General features: G+C 71.2%; 15 protein-coding genes. 6 read left to right on the top strand and 9 right to left on the bottom strand.

Features of this window, described 5'->3' with window-relative positions; translation table 11 throughout:
• Nucleotides 1–1277: 1277 nt before the first annotated feature.
• Both ACO03V_RS11170 and ACO03V_RS11165 read right to left on the bottom strand, forming a co-directional pair.
• Nucleotides 1278–1856 (bottom strand): hypothetical protein, encoded by a 579-nt coding sequence (locus tag ACO03V_RS11170; protein ID WP_423137635.1) that lies wholly within the window; start codon nt 1854–1856, stop codon nt 1278–1280.
• 472 nt (nt 1857–2328) lie between these two features.
• Complete coding sequence (locus tag ACO03V_RS11165; protein WP_423137634.1) at nt 2329–7761, bottom strand: DUF6531 domain-containing protein; 5433 nt, start codon at nt 7759–7761, stop codon at nt 2329–2331.
• A 265-nt stretch (nt 7762–8026) separates the two neighbouring features.
• Here ACO03V_RS11165 and ACO03V_RS11160 point away from each other — a divergent pair, with 265 nt between their 5' ends.
• Nucleotides 8027–9310 carry an MFS transporter gene (locus ACO03V_RS11160; RefSeq protein WP_423137633.1) on the top strand — a complete coding sequence of 428 codons (1284 nt, stop codon included), beginning with the start codon at nt 8027–8029 and terminating at the stop codon, nt 9308–9310.
• Between the two features lie 106 nt (nt 9311–9416).
• Here the strand turns inward: ACO03V_RS11160 and metX are convergent, their stop codons facing one another.
• Complete coding sequence (gene metX / locus ACO03V_RS11155) at nt 9417–10622, bottom strand: homoserine O-acetyltransferase MetX (protein WP_367729947.1); 1206 nt, start codon at nt 10620–10622, stop codon at nt 9417–9419.
• A 270-nt stretch (nt 10623–10892) separates the two neighbouring features.
• Between metX and ACO03V_RS11150 the strand changes: the two genes are divergently transcribed.
• Nucleotides 10893–11603 (top strand): SDR family NAD(P)-dependent oxidoreductase, encoded by a 711-nt coding sequence (locus ACO03V_RS11150; protein WP_423137632.1) that lies wholly within the window; start codon nt 10893–10895, stop codon nt 11601–11603.
• Between the two features lie 174 nt (nt 11604–11777).
• Here the strand turns inward: ACO03V_RS11150 and ACO03V_RS11145 are convergent, their stop codons facing one another.
• Nucleotides 11778–13100 (bottom strand): bifunctional o-acetylhomoserine/o-acetylserine sulfhydrylase, encoded by a 1323-nt coding sequence (locus ACO03V_RS11145; RefSeq protein WP_367729949.1) that lies wholly within the window; start codon nt 13098–13100, stop codon nt 11778–11780.
• A 146-nt stretch (nt 13101–13246) separates the two neighbouring features.
• On the opposite strand from ACO03V_RS11145, the gene ACO03V_RS11140 reads away from it, so the two are divergent.
• From ACO03V_RS11140 to ACO03V_RS11125, 4 genes are read left to right on the top strand one after another with little or no spacing between them, the layout of a single operon-like run.
• Nucleotides 13247–14017, top strand: coding sequence for an SDR family oxidoreductase (locus ACO03V_RS11140; protein WP_423137631.1), 771 nt, complete (start codon nt 13247–13249; stop codon nt 14015–14017).
• A gap of 43 nt (nt 14018–14060) precedes the next feature.
• A complete protein-coding gene (locus ACO03V_RS11135) occupies nt 14061–14555 on the top strand; it encodes a phosphoribosyltransferase (protein ID WP_423137630.1) in 495 nt (164 codons plus the stop codon).
• Nucleotides 14556–14598: 43 nt separating this feature from the next.
• Nucleotides 14599–15285 (top strand): uracil-DNA glycosylase, encoded by a 687-nt coding sequence (locus ACO03V_RS11130; protein WP_367729952.1) that lies wholly within the window; start codon nt 14599–14601, stop codon nt 15283–15285.
• 26 nt (nt 15286–15311) lie between these two features.
• Nucleotides 15312–15920, top strand: a complete 609-nt coding sequence (locus ACO03V_RS11125; RefSeq protein WP_367729953.1) for a GNAT family N-acetyltransferase — start codon at nt 15312–15314, stop codon at nt 15918–15920.
• 147 nt (nt 15921–16067) lie between these two features.
• Here the strand turns inward: ACO03V_RS11125 and ACO03V_RS11120 are convergent, their stop codons facing one another.
• The 5 genes from ACO03V_RS11120 to ACO03V_RS11100 all read right to left on the bottom strand — a co-directional run bounded on the left by ACO03V_RS11120 (nt 16068) and on the right by ACO03V_RS11100 (nt 20223).
• Nucleotides 16068–16376, bottom strand: a complete 309-nt coding sequence (locus tag ACO03V_RS11120; RefSeq protein ID WP_367729954.1) for a protealysin inhibitor emfourin — start codon at nt 16374–16376, stop codon at nt 16068–16070.
• Nucleotides 16363–17421: a M4 family metallopeptidase gene (locus tag ACO03V_RS11115; protein WP_423137629.1), complete on the bottom strand. Its 1059-nt coding sequence runs from the start codon at nt 17419–17421 to the stop codon at nt 16363–16365. Before ACO03V_RS11115 ends, ACO03V_RS11120 begins: the two co-directional genes overlap by 14 nt.
• A 242-nt stretch (nt 17422–17663) precedes the next feature.
• Complete coding sequence (locus ACO03V_RS11110; protein ID WP_423137628.1) at nt 17664–18455, bottom strand: ABC transporter ATP-binding protein; 792 nt, start codon at nt 18453–18455, stop codon at nt 17664–17666.
• Complete coding sequence (locus ACO03V_RS11105) at nt 18452–19321, bottom strand: ABC transporter ATP-binding protein (RefSeq protein ID WP_423137627.1); 870 nt, start codon at nt 19319–19321, stop codon at nt 18452–18454. The genes ACO03V_RS11110 and ACO03V_RS11105 overlap by 4 nt, the downstream gene beginning before the upstream one ends.
• Nucleotides 19318–20223 (bottom strand): ABC transporter permease, encoded by a 906-nt coding sequence (locus ACO03V_RS11100; protein WP_367730930.1) that lies wholly within the window; start codon nt 20221–20223, stop codon nt 19318–19320. Before ACO03V_RS11100 ends, ACO03V_RS11105 begins: the two co-directional genes overlap by 4 nt.
• Nucleotides 20224–20238: the final 15 nt, after the last annotated feature.

Here is a 20238-nt window from a genome sequence, read left to right as displayed (position 1 = left end):
ACGGCCAAAATAATCTTCCCGCGAGTCATCTCTCCTGGCGGATTCTTTCGGCTCGTCATCGAAGTAATACTGTCTGACCGGTCGCGCCTTTCAGTATGCCTTGGAAGATATTGCCGACAAACGTCGCATCGTCCGGCTCAGTGGGCTGGTTAGCTGCGTTGACGCTCGCAGATATGCCTCCGACAAGGTGGTTGAGCGTGTGTTCGGACGCGACCTGCCCCCAGTTCACGGGTGCACCGCTGTGGCTGCTGAGAGATGGTGTCGCTGTCCAGGTTGGCGTGAGTTTCGACCCGACCATGTTCGAGAGCGGCCCGCCGAGTCGCGTCATGAACAGGGAACTCCCCGCGCCTGTCACCGTTCCCGTCGCGAGAGTCTGCACATAGCCTCCCATGCTGATTGGATGTGTCCAGGATGATGCCGGGCAGGCTCGCCCCCCTCGAAATCCGCCAGACGTATGGTGTGGGACGGTGGCGATGACGTCACACGGCCACGTCGAAAGGACATTGCTCTCAAGGACGGGAGCCACGAACGCACTAAAAACAAGAATCGCGCACATCGCAAGGAAAATGACGATGGATGCGGCGGTTTTTACGGGCGTATCTTTCTGGTTCCCCTGATACCTATTCATCATCGGCGAGAAACTGGCCCTTCCGCTCCGCTGCCTGCACCTTGGAGCAGTCCCGACATAATGCCGGCGGGGCCGAACGAATTCGGCCTGATGAATCCGTCCAGCTTTCCGGCGGGGCCTCCCGCAACATGGTTCGGGGCGAAGGATGAAACTGTCTTGCCATAAGAACTATCCAGGCCGGTGCTCGTCCGGCGCGCAGCCGAGTTACCGGGAGTCTGGTAGGCAGATTGCGACTCTGCACCCTCGGGCTTGTTGAGTGGCCTGAGGTATTCGTAGGAGCGTAGAGTTCTAAGCGTTTTCGGCGTAAGAGGACCAATTATTCTCGACACCCAACCCATTTGGACTAGATAAACTCCCGGTCTGATATCTGCAGCAAGTTGTGACTTGTTGTCGGAGTTCACTCCTGAAAACCATCCGAGCTTCCCGCAGTCCTTGCTGTCGAGGACAACGACTGCGAGGGTGGCGCCTCGTCCCCCTCCTGATGTGGACGCATACGCACCGGTCACTTCGCAAGTTTTTGCTTCGACTCCGAATCGATCTAGAATTGGTGCTGAAAGGGCGAATAGCACCACGCACGCAAGTGCTGTTAGGACGCCAAGCGCAAGGAGGCCTTGGAGGACATTGGAAATTCTAGATTTGCGATCGTGTTTCATCGGCGGAGGCTAAGGGCAGATCCCTCGGCGCCTTTCAGCAATCCCTGTAGCGAGTTGCTGGCGACGCTCGCCTGATTTGTTTCTCCCGGCTGCACGTTTGAATTCAGCCACGAGGTTGTCCCTCCTAACAGGTGGTTGAGCGTGTGTTCGGACGCGACCTGCCCCCAGTTCACGGGTGCACCGCCGTGGCTGCGGAGAGATGGTGGAGCTGTCCAGGTTGGCGTGAGTTTCGACCCGACCATGTTCGAGAGCGGCCCGCCGAGTCGCGTCATGAGCAGGGAACTCCCCGCGCCTGTCACCGTTCCCGTCGCGAGAGCCTGCACATAGCCTCCGATGCTGTGCTCCGAGGAGTTCAGGGTGTAGTCGGTGACATTGGAGGCGGCGCCATCGGCGGCACCCGCGATGGCGGCGCGTGTCCCGGTGTTCCCCAGCACGTTGTAGGCGACCCGCGCGGTCTGCGAGGGAGTGCTGTTCGCCAGAGCCACTCTCTGCGCACCAGTGCGATCGCACTCGTTCGAAAGGTCACAGATCATGTTCTGCCGATTGCTCGGTGAGTGCAGTTTGCGTCGATCCATATATGTGCTCGTTTTTTTGAAGTGTAGGGCGCTGTCGACGGATGTTATTCTCGCGCGGCGGTTGGCTATCGGCTCAGTGGTCCGATGAACTCGTAGCTGTGTATGGACGCGAGGCCGTTCGGTGTCAGGGGAACAATCGTCCGCGAGTACCAACCCATCTCGACCCTGTACAGCCCGGGTGCGAACGTCTTAGCGATTCGGTCCTCGCTGTCAGAATTGACGCCCCGCGTCCAGGCGAGATTCCCGCACTCGCGTGTTCGGATAACTACGACATGAACGGTCGCGGCACGCCCCCCACCTGACAGTGACGGGTGGGCGTCCAAAATGTTGCAGTATCTTGTCTGTATATCGACGTTCTCCAACATTGACGCAGACAGGCCGAGAGCACACAGAACGGTCAAGATTGCGAACACCGGTATGCCGACGAGAAGAACAGATAGGTCGCTTTTCCGCTGAGGTTCCCTCCTGTTTCTCATCGCAGACTCGATGACGGTCCGGCAGCTCCCTTGACTAAGCCCTGTATCGCGCTACTCACAGCAGCAGAGTCCTCCGGCTCACCTGGTTGTATGTACGGGTTCGCGTACCCCGCTGCTGCTCCCGCGACGTGGTTGAGCGTGTGTTCGGACGCGACCTGCCCCCAGTTCACGGGTGCACCGCCGTGGCTGCGGAGAGATGGTGGAGCTGTCCAGGTTGGCGTGAGTTTCGACCCGACCATGTTCGAGAGCGGCCCGCCGAGTCGCGTCATGAGCAGGGAACTCCCCGCGCCTGTCACCGTTCCCGTCGCGAGAGCCTGCACATAGCCTCCGATGCTGTGCTCCGAGGAGTTCAGGGTGTAGTCGGTGACATTGGAGGCGGCGCCATCGGCGGCACCCGCGATGGCGGCGCGTGTCCCGGTGTTCCCCAGCACGTTGTAGGCGACCCGCGCGGTCTGCGAGGGGGCGGCGTTCGCCAGGGCCACTGATCGCGCCACCGTGCCGGCCCGCGCGAGACTGGAGGCGACAAGACCCCCGGCACCGCCACCGACGGCACCGACAAGACTGTCGCAGCCCACCCGGCCCCAGTCGACGGAGCCGTCGACGGTTTTCTGCGACAGGATCGAGGTCCCTGCCGAGAACAAGGCGCCACCCACGACGGCGCCGACGGGCCCCCCGAAGAACATGAGCGCGGCGCCGAAGCCGAGCGCGACGCCGCCGACAAGATAGGGGTTCTCATCCGCCCAGTCCTTCATGTTCCCGAGCGCGCCCTGGTGGTTATGGGCGTAGGTGCGCAGATCGGCGTCGGTGACGGGTTGCAGGCCGAGCGGGTCGGTCGAGTGGAGGGGGTCGTTGCCGGCGTAGGAGTAGGGATTGGCAGACCACGCCGTGCCGGCGGGCGCGGCCAGGGGGTCGGTGCTGAGGAACCCGCGGGTGGCGGGGTCGTAGGCGCGGGCGCCGAGCCATTCGAGCCCGTCGACGTGGATGCCACCGTGTGCGGTAAGGCCGACCGCTCCGCGGGTCACTGCGTGGAGGGTGTGCCACGGGTCCTCGGGGATGGTGGTGCGGATGTCTCGCCACGCGGTGGGCCCCCAGTGTCCGTCGATGCCGGTGAAGCCGCCGGGCGCGGCGATGACGGGGTGGTCGCCGAGCGTGAGCGGGGTGGAGACGGAGGCCGCGGTGTCCCAGGTGAGAACGGTGTGATCGATGTCGGCGAGCTCGCCGAGAGCGTCGACGTGCAGGGTGAGGCGCCGCTCACCCGTGGGAGTCGTGTGGGTGATGGTGCGGACCCATCCGCGCTGGTCCCAGGTGTACTGACGGTCCCGGCCGGGGGTGCTCTCGCGGGTACGGCGACCCTGCGCGTCGTAGGCGAAAGCGGTCAGGTCCTCGCCGTGCGTGGCGGTGAGCAGCTGTCCGGCGATGTCGTAGGTGTAGAGCCGGTGTCCCTCGCGCGTGGACTCGCGGGTCAGGCGTCCGGCCTCGTCGTAGTCCCATTCCGACTGCTGCTCGCCCCGGCGGCGCGTCTCGTCGGCGCCGCTGTCGACCTCCGTGGTGGTGGCCGTGCGCAGCTGTCCGGCGTCGTCGTGCGTGTACCGAGTGGTGCCGTGAGGATGGTGGAGGGCGGTGATGCGGCCGCTGTCGTCGCGGATGATGCGGGTCGCGATGACGCCGTCGGGACCGGTGAGGGTGTGGGCCGTGGGGTACCCGTCGGTATAGGTCCACGAGTGGACGGCGTCGCCGGCGGATGCGGTGAGCAGGCGTCCGAACGCGTCACGCGTGTAGTGGACCGCCCCGTTGCGGGAGTGGTCCAGGTGGATCAGACGCCCGGCGGCATCCCGTGTGTAATCGACGGCGACACCATCGGAGGTGGTCAGACGGGTGCGGGCGCCATCGGCGTCGTACTCCCATCGGGTCCTCTGTGCGGCGCCTGTATACCCTCCGCCGGTCGTGGTGGTGCGTTCGGCGAGCTGGCCGAGGCGGGTGAAGCGCAGGGTGTGCACGACGGGGCGGCCGGTGGTGTGGTCGGTGATGGTGACGGTGCGGGTCCCGGCATCCCGGTGGGTCTCGCTGACGGGCCGCCCGTCGATGCGCAGCGAGCTCTCCCGGCCGGCCTCGTCGTATCCCCACTGGGTGACGGTTCCGTCGGCGGCGGTCTGCGTGAGCTGTCGGCCGGCGTCGTCATACGTGGCGCGGGTGGTCCGCCCGAGCGGGTCGGTGACGGAGGCGACCTTGTCCGTCGCGGTGTACGTGCGGGTGGTGACGCCTCCGGCCGGGTCGGTCACGGTGGTCAGCCGACCGCGGTCGTCGTAGTCGTACCGCGTGACACCGCCCAGGCCGTTGGTCGCGGTGATCAGCTGCCCGGCGGGATCGTAGGCGAAGCGGCGGATGCCGTACCGGGTGTCGTGCGCGAGCACCACTCGCCCGAGCCGGTCGTACCCGTAGCGGGCCACCCCGACTCCCGGCTCCCGGAGGACGGTGACGCGCCCCATCACGTCGTACACGGTCTCCGCGCGCTCACCGGTGGGCAGGATGCGGGCGATGACACGGGAGTCGGCGTCGTACTCGAGGGCCGTCCGCGCCCCCGCCGGGTCCATCGCGGCGATGGGGCGCCCGCATCGGTCGTACTCGTAGACCGTCCTCCGTCCTGCCGGGCTGGTGACGGCGGTGACCCGCCCGGCGAGGTCGCGCTCGATCCGGGTCAGGCCGCCATCGGCGTCCAGGATCTCCACCGGGCGTCCGCAGGGGTCGTAGGTGATCAGGGAGGCCGCGCCGGTGGCATCCTGGATCCGTTCCGGGCGCCCGTACACGTCGAACCGGACCGTCGCCTGCTCGAAAGCGGAGCGGACGGTGCGGGTCGCATCGGCGGGGGAGGAGACGAGCTCCACACGCACGCCGGTGGGATCGACCGTGGCGGCCAGCTCCCCGTTGGGGTCGTACTCGCGCGACCACACTCCGCCGGCGGGATCGGTGATCTCCCGCAGCCGCGACAGAGCGTCGTGCGCGAAGCCCCACGCGGCTCCGTCGGGCAGGGTCACCGCCGAGACGTTGCCGAACGTGTCGAACTCCCGGTGGACCGTCCGCCCGAGCGGGTCCGTGATGCCGGTGAGCTGCCCGTGGGGTCCGTAGGAGTGCTCGGTGCGCCCGCCGAGCGGGTCGATCACCGCGGTCAGCACCTCGCCAGGGCCGTGCTCGAACCGCCACACCCCGCCGTCCGGGTCCTCCCGTGAGGTCAGGGTCCCGGCGCTGTCGTAGGTGTAGTGGGTAGTCGCCCCGGACGGGGAGATCGCGCGCACCACCCGCCCGGCGGCATCCCGGTCCACCCGAGCCACCGCCCCATCGGCGTTGCGGGTGGCGATGAGCTCCCCGTGCTCGTCGTACTCGAAACGCACCACCGTACCCATGGGGTCCTCGACCCGGACCAGGAGTCCCGCCACCCACGTCAGGTGGGTGACCCCGCCGCAGGGGTCGGTGATGCGGGACGGGTCGCGGTCGGTGTCGTTGGCGTAGTCGTAGCGGACCTCGCCGCCGGTGGCTGTGACGACGGTCGTCACGCGGTCATGCTGGTCGTACCCGAAGGTCAGGTCCGCGCCCTCTGCGGTGAGGGTACGGATGCGTCGGCCCCGGTCGTCGTACGCGTGGACGGTCACCCGTCCCTCGCGGTCGGTGACGGAGACGAGGCCACCGTGCGGGTCGTAGCCCATCGACTGGCGGCAGCCGGCGGCATCCACGATCCCCACCAGCCGGCCCTTCCGGTCCGCGATCCACGTGTTCGCGTTGCCGCCGTCGACGTCCGCGACCTCGGTCACGCGCCCCGGCAAGTACGAGAACCGGGTACGCCGACCGAACGCGGTGAGCTGCTCGCGCACCCGCCGCCGCGTGTCGTAGACGTTGACGCACTCGACGACCCCGGCCGCGGAGACCACCCGGTCGATCAGATCGTCCTCGTTCCATCGATACGAGCGGGTGCCGGTCGGGCCGGTCACTCCGATCAGACGGTGCGCACCGTCGTACACGTACTCGCGGCGGCGCCCATCCGACGCCGTGACCGACCCGACCCGACCGCCGACGTACTCCACCGCGACCGAGCGGCCGCGAGAGTGCGTCACCGATGTCACCGAGCCGTTCTCGTTCCGCAGCACGCGGATGCTGTCTCCTGTCCCGCGCCCGGCACCCAGCCACACCCCGGCAGTGTCGAAGGCCCACCACCGCCCGGTGTTGTCGGTGACGCGCAGCACCTCCACCGCGCTCGGGTACACCCTCCACCCGTTCAGAGGGGCGGACGCCGCACGCTCGAGCCAGAAGCTCTCCCCCGCAGCGCGTGCCCATCCGTGCCCGTCCCGACCGAACACCACCTCCCGGCCGTCGGCCTGGACGAAGCGGGCCTGATCGTCGCCCAGGACGAGTGTGATGTCGAAGAGCGACCACCACCCCGGCCCGAACACCCCGCCCCCGTCGTCGAGGGAGTTGTACATCCGCGTCACCGACAACAGCCCGTCCGGCCCGGCGAAGACGAGGTCGGTCTCCGGCTCCACGAAGTTACCCGTGGCGGAGTTCACCGGGTCGTTCACGAACCCCGTCGTGGGAACGCCGCCCCACGCTGTGGGCGGGTCGATCACCAGGTCCTCGCGCGAAGCGCTCACCCCGGCTGCAGCCAGAGACGCCTCCAGCGCCGCGTCCGAGACCGTGCCGACGCCACCTGCAGCGCCGGCGTCCTCGAACGCCTGCGCGATCGTGTTCGCCCAGCTCGCATCCTGGGCGTTGGCGTCCAGCCATGCTCGGAACCCCGCCACGACAGGGCCGACATCGATCCCGCCGAAATCGCAGCAGGCCATGAAGTCGGACGCCGCCCCGGCGAGGCGAGCCGGATGCGCCGCCAGGGTGGCATCGAGGCTCGCGACACCCGCAGCGAACGCGCGCAGACGGTCGGGACGCGCGGACGAGGTTCCTCCGCCCGAGCCGCCCCCACCCGGCGTCGGCGTCTGCCGCGCTCGGACCCGTGGCCCCGACGGCGAGAATCGCGGCGGCGACACCGGTGCCGTCGTCGGCGGCGGCTCCTCGCCGAAGAACCCGTCCCAGGCTGCGTCGATCATGTTCGCCCGCCGCGCCTGGACTCGATCGCGCCACTCCCGCGCCGCCCGCCGCCGGGAGTTCTCCTCCCGCGCGGCCTCGGACAGCCGCCCCACGAACGTCGCGACATCCCTCAGCCGCTGCGCCACCTCCCGGGCATCGCCGACCGCCGTCGCGGCGTTCGCCGCGAACAACCGCGCGAAGCGACCCTCGAAGTCCTCACCCGCCGTCTTCGCGAACGACGCTCGCGACCCCGCCTGCCCGTCCACCGCCCAGGCCGCCGCCCGCGCCGCCGACGCGACCGCGTCCGCAGCGCCGAAGTCATAGGTCAGGTCGGCCGCCCCGCCGATCTCGACATCCACCATCGCAGCCCCTCTCGTCAGCGGTCACGCGGCGGCGACCGTTCGCGGCGCGACGACCGTACAACGATCGATCGGGCGACTTCAAAGGTCCATTCACGAGACCGCTACTCGATTCGCGCAACGTACGACTCTTAAAGCGAACAGTTTGCGAGGCGAGGTCCGTCCTGGACGCGGCAGAGCGCGAGCTGGTCGCCTCGTCGGCGTGCGGGCGCGGTGACTGTCCGAATCGATTCGACACGAGCGTCGCGCGGGGCATAGCATCGGAGGTATGACCTCCTCGACGACCTCGAGGGGGGCGGCGACGAGGGCGCTCCTCTCCCTCGCCATCGGCAGCTTCGGCATCGGCATGACCGAGTTCGTGGTGATGGGCCTGCTGCCCAACATCGCCCGCGACCTCAACCCGGCCGCCTGGGCCGCGTCGCCCGACGAGGCGATCGCGCAGGCCGGCTGGCTCATCTCGCTTTACGCCCTCGGCGTGGTCGTCGGCGCCCCCACGATCGCCGGCTCCGTGGCCCGCTTCCCGCGGCACCGGGTGATGATCGTGCTCGCCGCCGCCCTGACGTTCTTCACCCTGTTGACGGTGGTGGCCCCGACGTTCGAGCTGGTGGCGGCATCCCGGTTCCTCGCCGGCCTCCCGCACGGCGCGTACTTCGGCATCGGTGCGCTCGTCGCCGCCGACGCACTCGGCCCGGGCAACCGTGCGAAGGGCGTGGCGTTCGTGCTCACGGGCCTGACGATCGCGAACGTCGTCGGCGTCCCGATCGGCACCTTCCTCGGCCAGCAGGTCGGGTGGCGCGCGGCGTTCGCCGTGGTCACCGGCATCTTCCTCCTCGCGACCGTCTGCATCGCCCTCTTCGTCCCGCACCACCCGGGCGTCCCGGGCCGCCGCCTGCGCGACGAGCTGCGCGTCTTCCGGATCGGCCAGGTGTGGTTCGCGCTCGGCATCGGCGCCGTCGGCTTCGGCGGGTTCTTCGCGATGTACAGCTACATCGCCCCGATGAACACGGATGTGGCCGGGCAGCCGGAATGGACCGTCTCGCTCGTGCTGGTGCTCGTCGGCGTCGGGATGACCGTCGGCAACGTCGTCGGGGGCACCCTCGCCGACAAGGACCTGCGCTTCTGGCTGCTCACCGGCCTCCTGGCGCTCGGCGCGGCGTCGGTGGGGCTCGCCCTGACCGCGGGATGGATCGTCAGCCTCGTGCTCTTCGCGTTCCTCGTGGCGTTCTTCGGCGCCGCCCTCAGCCCCGCCATCCAGACCCGGCTCATGGACGTCGCCGAGGACAACCAGTCCATCGCCGCCGCGTTGAACCACTCGGCGCTGAACATCGGCAACAGCCTCGGCGCCTTCCTCGGCGGCCTCGCGATCGCCGCCGGCCTCGGACTCGTCGCCCCGGCCTGGGTCGGTGCGCTGCTCGCCCTCGGTGGCTTCGTCGTCGCCGCGCTGTCGTACCGCGTGGAGAAGCGCGCCGGTCGCGCCGCCGCCGGCCACCGCGTGCCCGTCGCTGAGGCCGCGCAGACCGCGATCACCGGATCCATCCCGACCCAGCGCTGAGGCTCCGCCCGGCGGGAAGGCTTTCATCCCGACGCAGCGCTGCGGCCCTGCCCGGCCCGGGCGCTCCGGGGAAAGGGATGCCATCGCGGTGGCATCCCTCCCTCGGTCAGGCCGCGAACAGGCGGCGCAGATGCGTGGCGACGGCCGCGGTCTCGATGAGGAAGCCGTCGTGGCCGTAGTCGCTGACGAGGACGACCGCCTCGTCGCCGTCGAGGGTATGCGGAATGCCGCGGGCGATGCGGTGCTGCCCCTCGATGGGGAAGAGGCGGTCGCTGTCGACCCCCAGGACCAGGGTTGTCGCGGTGACGCGGGCGAGCGCGTCCTCGACACCGCCGCGGTCGCGACCCACGTCGTGCGAGTTCATCGCCTCGACGAGCGTCAGGTAGCTGTTGGCGTCGAAGCGGCGCGTGAACTTGTTGCCGTGGAAGTCCAGGTACGACTCCACCGCGAAGCGGCCGCCGTGCCCGAGGGGGCTGACGCCGGACTGCCAGGACCGCTGGAAGCGGGAGTTCAGCTCGGTGGGGCTGCGGTAGTTCAACAGCGCCATGCGGCGGGCGAGGGCCAGCCCGCGGTGAGGGCCGTCGCCGTCGCCGGCGTCGTAGAACGCGCCGCCGTTGAACCGCGGGTCCATGCGGACGGCGTCCAGCTGCACCGAGTTCAGGGCGATCTGGTCGGCGGTCGTGACCGGCGGTGCCGACAGGACGGCCGCCCGCGCCACGCGGTCGGGGTGGCCGACGGCCCATTCCAGCGCGTGCATGCCGCCCATGGACCCGCCGACGACCGCGTGCCAGACGTCGATGCCGAGCGCGTCGGCGAGCTGCACCTGCGCGCGCACCTGGTCGCGGATGGTCAGGTGCGGGAACCGCGCGGCCCACTCGTACCCGTCGGGTGCGATGCTGGCCGGACCGGTCGAGCCCTGGCATCCCCCCAGCATGTTGGGCGCGACGACGAACCACCGGTCCGTGTCGATCGCCGCGCCGGGGCCGACGAGCTCGTTCCACCAGCCGGCCGTGGGGTGGCCGGGACCGGCCGAGCCGCGGACGTGCCCGTCCCCGGTGAGCGCATGCAGCACCAGGACGGCGTTGTCGCGCGCGGGGGACAGCTCGCCCCACGTCTCGTAGGCGAGGCGGTACCCCGGGAGCGACTGGCCGTTCTCCGTCTCGAACGCGCCGAACGCCGCGAACAGCCGGTCGCCGGCGGGATCGCCGTCGCGCCAGGCGCCGGTGGCGGGCGGGCGGCCGAGGAGCAGCCGGGCGTCGGCCTCCGTGATCGGCGCCGACGGCACCGTGTCCTCGGAGATTTGCCAGTCCATGGCATCCATTCTCCCCGGTCGGACGGCCGCGGCCTCCCGTGTTACGCCGGGAGTGCGGGGGCGTCGGCCCGCGCGTCTGCAGGAGCGGAGCGGGCGCGGACGGCGCACGGGCCACGCGAGGCGCGTCCAGCCCCGCCGGTCCTGCAGACGGGCGGGAGGGCCGCCCGCGGGCGCCTGTCCAGCCCCACCGGTCCTGCAGACGGGCGGGCGGGCCCGCGGGCGCCTGTCCAGCCCCCGATCGCGAGCGGCGCCGTCGCGCACAATCGCGGCATGGCGAACTACCTCCTCATCGCAGCCTCGAGCGACATCGGCGGGGCGACGGCACGACGACTCACCGACGCGGGGCACCGCGTCCTCACGACGGCTCGCGACTCCTCGGTCATCGAGCCGGACTTCCCCCTGGATGCCGCCGACTTCGACGCCGTGGACCGCGTCGTCGGCGAGGCGGTCGAACGGGCGGGGCACCTGGACGGGCTGGCGGTCTTCGCCGGGTCCATGCTGCTCAAGCCCGCGCACCTCACCTCGCGCGAGCAGTACGACGGGATCGTGACCGCGTCTCTGACGACCGCGTTCGCCGCGGTGCGCGCGGCCGGGGCGCACCTGCGCGACGGCGGGTCCGTGGTGCTCGTGTCGTCCGCCGCCGCCCTGGCCGGACTGCCGAACCACGACGCGATCGCCGCGGCGAAGGCCGGCGTGATCGGCTTGACGCTCTCGTCGGCGGCCAGCTACGCCGCACATGGGCTGCGGGTCAACGCCGTCGCGCCCGGGCTGGTGCAGACGCGGCTGACCGCGAAGCTCACCTCGTCCGACATGTCGCGCAAGGTGTCCGAGGCCATGCACCCGACGGGCCGCCTCGGCGAGCCGGACGACATCGCCCGCGCGGTGCAGTTCCTGCTCGACCCCGAGAACGTCTGGGTCACGGGCCAGGTGCTCGGCGTGGACGGCGGGCTGGGCAGCCTGCGGCCACGGCAGAAGATCTGACCGGATGCCACCCCGGTGGCATCCATTCGTCTCCGACCGCCGCGGAGTCGGAGTCGCGCGCCGGAATCGGACCGTGGGCGCCGAATCCTCCGATTCCGGCGCCCCGCTCCGAATCTGGGAGGGGAGACGGGGACGCCCCGACCCTGACGGGCCGGGGCGTCCTCGCGAACGGCCTCAGACGCGGGCAGCCTCGGAGAGACGACGCGCGGCGGCGAGGGCCTGGTCGAGGTCGGCCTTCAGGTCGGCGATGTTCTCGAGCCCGACCGACAGGCGCACCAGCCCCGGGGTGACGCCCGCGGTCAGCTGCTGCTCGGGCGTCAGCTGCGAGTGCGTCGTGGATGCCGGGTGGATGACGAGCGAGCGGACGTCGCCGATGTTCGCGAGGTGGCTGAACAGGACGAGCGAGTTGACGAACTCGCGCCCCGCCTCGACGCCGCCCTTGAGCTCGAAGGACAGCACCGCTCCGACGCCCTTCGGGGCGTAGTTGTTCGCGGCGGCGTACCAGGGCGACGACGGCAGACCCGAGTAGTTGACGCTCGCGACGTCGGGGTGGCCCTCGAGCCACTCGGCGATCTCCTGCGCGTTCTGCACGTGGCGCTCGATGCGCAGCGACAGCGTCTCGATGCCCTGGATCAGCTGCCACGCGCTCTGCGGGGCGATGGACGCGCCCAGGTCGCGCAGCAGCTGCACGCGCGCCTTGATGATGTAGGCCAGGCCGTCGCCGACCGCCTGCGTGTAGACGGCGCCGTGGTACGACGGGTCCGGGGTGGTCAGGCCGGGGTAGCGGTCGGCGTGCTCCGACCACGGGAACGTGCCGCCGTCGACGATGGTGCCGCCGATGACCGTGCCGTGTCCGCCGAGGAACTTGGTCGCGGAGTGGACGACGATGTCGGCGCCGTGCTCGAACGGGCGGATGAGGTAGGGCGTCGCGATCGTGTTGTCGACGATGAGCGGCACGCCGGCCTCGTGGGCGACGTCGGCGACCGAGCGGATGTCGAGGACGTTGATCTTCGGGTTGCCGATGGTCTCGGCGAAGAAGAGCTTGGTGTTCGGACGGACGGCCGCGCGCCAGGCCTCGGGGTCGTCCTGGTTCTCGACGAAGGTCGTCTCGATGCCGAGCTTGGCCAGCGTGTACTTGAAGAGGTTGTACGTGCCGCCGTAGATCGAGCTCGACGAGACGATGTGGTCGCCCGCCTGGGCGATGTTCAGGACGGCGAAGGTCTCCGCCGCCTGTCCGCTGGCCACCAGAAGCGCACCGGTGCCGCCCTCCAGCGCGGCGATGCGCTGCTCGACGACGTCCTGCGTGGGGTTCTGGATACGCGTGTAGATGTTGCCGAACTCCGCCAGCGCGAACAGGTTCGCGGCGTGGTCGGCGTTGTCGAACACGTACGAGGTGGTCTGGTAGATCGGCGTGGCGCGGGCCTTGGTCACCGGGTCGGGCTGGGCGCCCGTGTGGATCTGCTTGGTCTCGAAACGCCAGTTCTCGGGTGCGGACATGGCTACTCCTGAAGTCGCGTGGGGCCCGACGGATGCCGCGGCCTCCTGCGAGCGTAGGCAGCCCCCTCGCCCGGGACAACCGGTCGGACACGCGCCGTAACCTGCCCCGTGCCGGGACGCCCGGGCGGGACAGTAGCGTGGATGCCATGACGCGACGTGCAGTAGTGACCGGGGCCAGCTCGGGGATCGGCGAGGCCACCGCCCGCCACCTCCGCTCACGCGGATGGGACGTCGTGGGCGTCGCCCGCCGCGCCGATCGCCTCGCCGCGCTCGAGGCGGAGACCGGGGTCGTCGCGCACGCCGCCGACCTCACCGACGGCGACGCGATCGCCGCGCTCGCCGCGTGGCTGGAGGAGACCGGCGGCGTCGACGCGCTCGTGCACGTCGCCGGCGGAGCCCGCGGCACCGACCGCGTGGAGGACGGCGACCCGGACGACTGGCGCTGGATGTTCGAGGCGAACGTCCTCTCGGGGCAGCGGCTCGTGGCATCCCTCCTCCCGCTCCTGCGGAGCGCCGCCGACCGCGCCGGTCACGCGGACGCGCTGTTCGTGACCTCGACCGCGGCGCGCGTGGCGTACCCCGGCGGCGGCGGGTACAACGCCGCGAAGGCGGGGGAGGCGATGCTGGTGCACGCGCTCCGGCAGGAGCTGAACGGCGAGCCGATCCGCGTGATCGAGATCGCGCCGGGCATGGTCCGCACCGAGGAGTTCACCCTCAACCGCCTCGGCGGCGACCAGGCGGGGGCCGACGCGCTCTACGAGGGCGTCGAGGCGCCGCTGGTGGCGGAGGACGTCGCGGACGTCATCGCCTACGCCCTCGACGCGCCGGGTCACGTGAACCTCGACCTCGTGACGGTGCGGCCGGTGGCGCAGTCCGCCCAGCACCTGCTCGCACGCGGACCGCTGAAGACCCGCTGAGACGACCGCCCGTAGGGTGGGACCACGACGAGAGGGGACCCGCGTGGCGGAGACGACGGACGAGCGCGAGCGGCTGACCTGGGACGACTTCGGGGAGGCCACCCGGGCGATCTCGCGCGACATCGTCGCCGACGGCTTCCACCCCGAGGTCGTGGTCGCGATCGCGCGTGGCGGACTGCTGCCGGGCGGCGCCATCGCCTACGGCCTCGGCGTGAAGAACTGCGGTGCGTTGAACGTCGAGTTCTACACCGGCGTCGGCACGGTGCTGGACGCTCCGGAGGTCCTGCCCCCGGAGCTGGACCTGTCGTACCTGACCGGCCGGCGGGTCCTGCTCGTGGACGACGTGGCGGACAGCGGACGGACGCTCGACCTCGCCGTGAAACTGCTGGCCCGGCACGACGCGGAGGCGCGGTCCGCGGTCATCTACACCAAGCCCTCGACGATCATCACCCCGGATTACGCATGGAAGGACACCTCGCTGTGGATCGACTTCCCGTGGTCGTTCCAGGGGTCGGTCAGCGAGGAGGACGCCGCGTGACGGCGGACGCGTCCAGCGCCGTCACGCCGTCGGGCCTCGCCGCGTGACCGCCAAGACCCTCCCCGAGCTCGCCGACGCGGGCCTCATCGACCCGTCCTGGGTCGAGCCGCTCGCACCGGTCGCGGCGGACATCGCGGCCATCGGGGAGCGCCTCCGCGCGGAGGGCGCCCCGTACCTCCCCGCGGGCGACCTCGTGCTGCGGGCGTTCCGCGTCCCGCGCGACGAGGTGCGCGTGCTCATCGTCGGACAGGACCCGTACCCGACGCCCGGCCACCCGATCGGGCTGTCCTTCGCAGTGGACCCGCACGTGCGTCCCCTCCCGCGGAGCCTCGCGAACATCTACCGCGAGCTGTCGGACGACCTCGACATCGCCCCCGCCCCGCACGGCGACCTCTCCGCGTGGGGCGCCCAGGGCGTCATGCTGCTGAACAGAGTGCTCACCGTGGCGCCGGGGCAGCCGGCATCCCACCGGGGGTGGGGGTGGGAACGGGTGACCGAGCGGGCCATCCGCAGTCTCGTCGAGCGCGACAAGCCGCTGGTGGCGGTGCTCTGGGGGAGGGATGCCGCCGGCCTCACCCCGCTCCTCGGGGAGACGGCCGTCGTGTCATCCGCGCACCCCTCGCCGCTGTCGGCGAGCCGCGGCTTCTTCGGCTCGCGCCCGTTCTCCCGGGTCAACGCCCTGCTGGAGGAGCAGCGTGCGGAGCCCGTGGACTGGCGGTTACCTGCCTGACACACCGCGGCCGTAGGCTGGCGGGCGTGCTGGAAGAGGAGTACGAGAAGAGCCGCCGCCGCCTGCCGGCGCATCTGCGGCGCCAGCCGGCACCGGAGGCGCCGTTCTCGTACGAGATCCGTCCGGCGACCGCGGGGGACATCCCCGACATCCGCGAGATCTACAACTACTACGTCCGCAACTCGGTCGTGACGTTCGACGAGAAGGCGTGGTCGATCGGTCAGTGGCGCGACAAGTTCGCCCTGATCGAGAAGCTCGGGCTGCCCTTCCTCGTCGCGCAGTCGCCGAGCGGTCAGCTGCTGGGCTACGCGCTCGTGCAGCCGTGGCAGTCCAAGTCCGCCTACCGGTACACGGTCGAGAACTCGATCTACCTCGGGCAGGCCGCCGCCGGGAAGGGGCTCGGACGCGCGCTGCTCGAAGCGCTGATCGAGGCCTGTGCCGAGAAGGGCATCCGCGAGATGGTGGCCGCCATCAGCGATAAGGGCGCCGACGCCTCGATCGCCCTGCACGAGAAGCTCGGCTTCACCGAGGTGGGGCGTATGGGCCGCGTCGGATTCAAGTTCGGGCGCTGGCTCGGCGTGATCTACCTGCAGCTGAGCATCCCGAAGAAGAAGCGCCGCGGCCTCTTCCGCTGACCCGCCGCCCGCGCCGGTGGCCGGGCGCGCGGCGGCGGCCGCGAGATCACGTGATCTCGCCGAGACGACACGTTCGTGCGCGCCGGAGCGCGTGACCTCGACGAGATCACGTGATCTCGACGGGGGAGGCGCGCGCGGGGGCGGGGGTCAGGCGGCGGCGCTGCGGACCTCGTCGACGAGGGTGCGCCAGGGGCCGGACACCTGCGTGTCGCCGAGCCGCGCCTCGTGCAGGGTCGCCGCGTCGGCGCGGACCTCGATGCGCCAGTGGAACCGGTCGGCGCCGCGGGCGGGCGGGGGAGTCGCGTCCCACGGGCAGCTCTCCACGAGCTCCCGCCACCGCGGCTCGCGCTCCGGGTCCGCCTCGGCGCGCCACTCGCGCGTCAGGCCCGCCAGACCGCCCGAGCGGGCGACGACGATGATCAGCCGCGGCGCGGTGTCCTGGTCAGGCTGCGTCATCCTCCTCGACGCCGACTCCTGCCCATGCGGCGCGGACGGCGGCGACCTCCTCCGACTCCTCACCGTACTCTGCCGCCGCGGCGGCGAGGGTGGCGGTCGCGAAGGCGGAGAAGTCCGCGGTCACCGACAGGGTGCCGGAGGTCAGTGTGCGGTACCAGATGAGCCCTGCCCGCTCCCAGGCGAAGCCGCCCAGCGCCGAGGCGACGAGGAAGAACGCCCGGTTCGGGATGCCGGAGTTGATGTGCACCCCGCCGTTGTCGTCCTGCGTGTCGACGTAGTCCCGCATGTGCCCCGGCTGGGGGTCGCGCCCGAGCACGTCGTCGTCGTAGGCGGTGCCCGGGTCGCTCACGGATCGGAGCGCGACCCCCTCGACCGCGTCGGCGAAGATGCCGGCGCCGACGAGCCAGGTCGCCTCGTCGGCGCGCTGCCCGAGGTGGTGCTGCTCGGCGAGCACTCCGAACACGTCGGACAGCGACTCGTTGAGCGCGCCGGACTGCCCCTGGTACTCGAGTCCACCGGCGGCCTCGGTCACGCCGTGCGCGAGCTCGTGCGCGATGACGCTCAGCGACCGGGTGAACCCGACGAAGACCTCCCCGTCGCCGTCGCCGAACACCATGCGCTCGCCGTTCCAGAAGGCGTTGTCGTAGTCGTCGCCGAAGTGCACGGTCGCCAGCAGCGAGCCGCCGGCGCCGTCGATCCCGTCGCGCGCGAAGACGTCCCAGAAGAAGTCGTAGGTCGCGCCCAGGCCGTCGTAGGCCTCGTCGACCGCCGCGTCCCCCGTGGCGGGCTCGTCCTCGCTGCGCACGCGGCGACCGGGCAGCAGCTCCGCGTTCTGCGCGTCGGAGATGATGCGGTCGGGGGCGGGGACGGCCTCCGCGACGAGCGCGCCCTCGTCGATGGACAGGCGCAGCCGCGTCCGCGCGGGCCGCGGCGGACGCGGCATCGCGAGGGTCTTGCGGGCCGCCGCGGCCGCGCGTGCGAGACGCGGGTCGTCGGTCGAGGCGATGCGGTCGAGGAGGAACGGGGGGACGATTCCGGCTGCCATGCGGCGAGAGTAGCGCCCGCTCCCGACATTCCCGGACCACTTGCCTCCGCCGTCGCTCCTCCGCTCGGGGTGCCGCGCATCCGGGGCAGGCGACGAACCCGGGACAGGCGCCGACACCCCGGATCCGCCTGTCCCGGCCGCGGCGCATGTCCCGGGAGCAGACGGCCCCGCCTCACGGCATCCCCGCCTCGCGGCATCCCCGCCTCGCGGCATCCCGCCCCGCGGCATCCCGTCCCGAGGCCCTAGGACGGCAGGGTCGGGATGGATGCCAGCAGCGCCCGCGTGTACGCCGCCTGCGGCTGCAGCAGCACCTTCTCGGTGGGGCCCTGCTCGACGACCTTGCCGTCCTTCATGACGACCACCTGCTCGCACACGTTCTGCACCACGCCGATGTCGTGCGACACGAGGACGAGGGTCAACTGCTCCTCCGCGCGGAGGCGGGCGAGGAGCCGGAGGATCTGCGCGCGGACGGTGACGTCGAGCGCTGACAGGGGCTCGTCGCCGACGAGGATCCGCGGACGGTGGACGATGGCGCGCGCGAGGGCGATCCGCTGGCGCTGACCGCCGGAGAACTCGTGCGGGAAACGCTCGGCCATGTCGGCGTCCAGCCCGACGTGTTCCAGCACCTCGGCGACGCGGGCGCGCCGGTCGCCGTCGATGTCGAGGGCCCACAGCGGCTCGCCGACGATGCGCCCGACGTTCATCCGCGGATCGAGGGAGGCGTAGGGGTCCTGGAACACGATGCCGGTCTGCCGCCGCAGCCAGTGCAGCGACCGCGCCGAGCCGCGTGCGTCCACCGGCTGCCCGTCGACCTCGACCGTCCCGGCGGTGGGGATGTCGAGACCCAGCAGCAGACGGATGAGCGTGGACTTGCCCGACCCCGACTCGCCGATCACGCCGACGGCCGAGCCCGCCAGGACGGAGAGGTCGACGTCCTCCAGGGCGGTCGTCCGCGCCGCCCGCCCGCGTCCGGGGGTGCGGGGCGCCGGGTACGAGCGCGACAGCCCCCGCGCATGGATGATCGTGTCGCTCATGCGCGCTCGCCCTCCGGTGTCGCGTCGTCGGGCGTGCGGCCGGGCGGGGTCGGCGACGGCCCCGGGGCGGCGGCATCCCTCCGTCCGATCTCGGGATGCCACAGGGTCGCGGTCGCGTCGCGGACGAGGGCCTGCGTGATGGGGGCCGCCGGGGCGCGCAGCAGCTCCGCCACTGTGCCCCGCTCGGCGACCCGCCCGTGCTCGAGGACGACGGCGTGCGTGGCGACCTGCGCGAGCACCGCGAGGTCGTGCGTGATGAACACGAGCGACATGCCGGCGTCGGCGACGAGCGATCGCAGGAGCGAGAGGATCCCGGCCTGGATGGTGACGTCCAGCGCCGTCGTCGGCTCGTCGGCGATGAGGAGGCGCGGACGGCAGGCGAGGGCCATCGCGATCGCGACGCGCTGGCGCTGTCCGCCGGAGAGCTGGTGCGGATAGCGCGCGACGATGCGCTCGGGATCGGGCAGGGCGACCCGCTCCGCCTCGACGACGGCCCGGCGGAGCGCCTCGCGACGGGAGATGCCCTCGTGGATGCGCACGGCCTCGCCGATCTGGCGTCCGACCGTGCGGATGGGGTTGATCGCCGTGCGCGGGTCCTGGAAGACGATGCCGATGTCGTCGCCGCGCAGCCGAGCGAGCTCGCGGTCGGGGAGGCCGAGGATCTCGCGGTCGTCCCAGCGGACGCTCCCGCTCGCGGTCGCGCCGTCCGGGAGGAGGCCGAGGATGGCCAGGGCGGTGAGCGACTTGCCCGACCCGGACTCGCCGATCAGGCCCAGGCGGGCGCCGTCGGGGACGTCGAAGGAGATGCCGTCGACGACGGCCCTCCCGTCGATCTCGATCCGCAGATCCCGGACGACGAGGCTCACGCGATCACCTCCGGGACCGGCGTCCGGGCGGCGCGGGTCCGCGGCGTCAGCGTCGGGTCGCCCGCCTCGCGGAGCGCGTCGCCGAGCAGATTGAGCCCCAGCACCGTCACGGTGATCGCCAGGCCGGGCCAGACGACCGTCAGCGGGTGCACGGCGATGTAGCTCTGCAGGTCGCTGAGCAGCACGCCCCACGACGGCTGGGTGATCGGGGCGCCGAAGCCGAGGTACGACAGGCCCGCCTCGGCGAGGACGGCGACCGCCATGCCCCACGACAGCTGCACGATGAAGACGGGGGCGACGTTGGGGAGGAGATGACGCCGCAGGTTCTGCGCGCCGGTGAGCCCGCTCGCGCGCCCGGCGAGCACGAAGTCGCTGTGCAGCACCCGGCGCAGCTCCGGCCGGGTGACGCGGGCGATGTTCACGCCGAAGCCGATGCCGACCGACCACACGACGACCCACAGGGACCCGCCCCACACCGCGGAGATCATCATGGCGATAATGAGGACGGGGAACGCGATGAGGATGTCGACGAGGACCGCCACGCCCTCGCGCACCCACCGCGGTGTGAGCGCGCCGAGGGCCGCCAGGCCGAGGCCCACGACGGTGGCGACGAGGCCCGCGCCGACCGCGACCAGCACGGTCGTGCGGGCTCCGGCCATGAGGAGGCTGAGGATGTCGCGGCCGTTGTCCTCGGTGCCGAGCAGGTGCGGCCACGACGGACCCTCCCACCGCGCCCGCACGTCGACCGCCGCGGGGTCGAACGGCGTCCAGACCAGCGACACGAGCGCGGTCAGCACGACGACGGCGACGACGGCGATGCCGAAGCGGCCGGTGCCGAGCGCCCACAGGCGGCCCAGGGTGCGGCGCCGGTCGCGCGCGGCGCTGCGGCGGGCGGGACGGATGCCGGGACGCCGACG

It is taken from the genome of Microbacterium sp. HMH0099 (genome assembly GCF_049384025.1).
Taxonomy (GTDB): Bacteria; Actinomycetota; Actinomycetes; order Actinomycetales; family Microbacteriaceae; genus Microbacterium.
This window is presented reverse-complemented; position numbering and strand designations above follow the sequence as displayed.